This window comes from Actinoplanes couchii, from assembly GCF_016862075.1.
Classification (GTDB): domain Bacteria; phylum Actinomycetota; class Actinomycetes; order Mycobacteriales; family Micromonosporaceae; genus Actinoplanes; species Actinoplanes couchii.
In genome coordinates, this window is the sequence record NZ_BOMG01000154.1 from 1 (window position 1) to 1133 (window position 1133).

Below are 1133 nucleotides of genomic sequence, written 5' to 3' on the forward strand. Positions count from 1 at the left end.
GACTGTGCCAAACCCTCGCGGCATCAGCGGCACCAGGGTCTTCATCGACAGCATCGGCCCGGTCAGGTTGATGGCGAGGGTGGTCTCCCAGGTGTCCAGATCGATGTCGGGGAGCCGGTCCCGGCCGGTCACCCCGGCGTTGTTGATCACCGCGTCGACCCGGCCGTACGTCTCCTCGAGGAAACGAGCGAGCGCGGTCCACTGGTCGAGGGAGCGGACGTCGAGCGGCCGGACCCCGTCGGCCGCCAGCACGTCGGTGGCGATCACCGTGGCTCCTTCGGCCCGCAACGCCGCCGCCTCGGCCGCGCCCTGTCCCCGGGCCGCCCCGGTGATCCGCTTCCCTGATCTTTCTCCTACTCCTGCTCAGCGACCTGCGCGCGCTGTGGATCCTGCGCCGTCGGCGACTCGTCCCGGTCGGCACACCGGGACGGGTCGCCATGCAGGCGTCCACCGGATACGGTCCGGCCGGCCCGCAGACGGCACCACTCAGCGGTGTCGGGTGCGCCTGGTTCCGGGTGACCGTGATCCGATCCCCCAGCCGCCGCGCCACCGGTGAATCCGGGCCGGACTTCGACGTGATCCTGCAGATCGACGCCCCCGGATGGCCGGTGATCGCCGACCACGACGGCCGGATCCCCGTCGATCCGCGGCTGGTCGCGCCGAGCACCCTGTTCGATCCGATCCAGACCGAGTCCCGGATCACCGACAGCACGACCGCCGAGCATCATTGGTCGGCGCCGAACCCGCCGTCGTGCCTCTCCGCGCCGATCCTGGCCGACATGCGAAAAGCCGATCAACTTCGGCTCATCGAGGTACGGGTACCGCACGGTGTCCCGGTCTACGCCACCGGGCGGGTCACGTCCCGGGGACTACGCCCGTCCCGGCTGGGCCCGACCGTCCTCACTCCCGGTACCCGCGCCTCGGTCCTGGCCGCCCGCCGGGAATCGGTGCGCACCGGCCGTACGACCGCAATCGTCATGTTCTTGATCGGGTTTTTGCTGGCCGCCCCCGCAGCCGTCTGGTTGTCATCGCTGATCTGACGCGTCTCCGTTCACCTCACCGGCGCCGTGTCCGTTCACCTCGCCGGCCGCGTGTCCGTTCACCTCGCGCGCCGCGTGTCCGTTCACCTCGCG

At 70.7% G+C, this 1133-nt stretch carries 2 protein-coding genes; one reads left to right on the plus strand and one right to left on the minus strand.

Annotated features, from left to right (window positions below; translation table 11 throughout):
- Positions 1 to 333, minus strand: a 333-nt coding sequence (locus tag Aco03nite_RS51725; protein ID WP_203810520.1) for an SDR family oxidoreductase, incomplete at its 3' end; no start/stop codon positions are given.
- A 104-nt stretch (positions 334 to 437) separates the two neighbouring features.
- On the opposite strand from Aco03nite_RS51725, the gene Aco03nite_RS51730 reads away from it, so the two are divergent.
- Positions 438 to 1040: a hypothetical protein gene (locus Aco03nite_RS51730; protein ID WP_203810518.1), complete on the plus strand. Its 603-nt coding sequence runs from the start codon at positions 438 to 440 to the stop codon at positions 1038 to 1040.
- Positions 1041 to 1133 lie beyond the last annotated feature (93 nt).

What these genes read in the sequence shown, in the direction of transcription:
- Aco03nite_RS51730 (WP_203810518.1), top strand. Translation starts at nt 438, where the DNA reads ATGCAGGCGTCCACCGGATACGGTCCGGCCGGCCCGCAGACGGCACCA.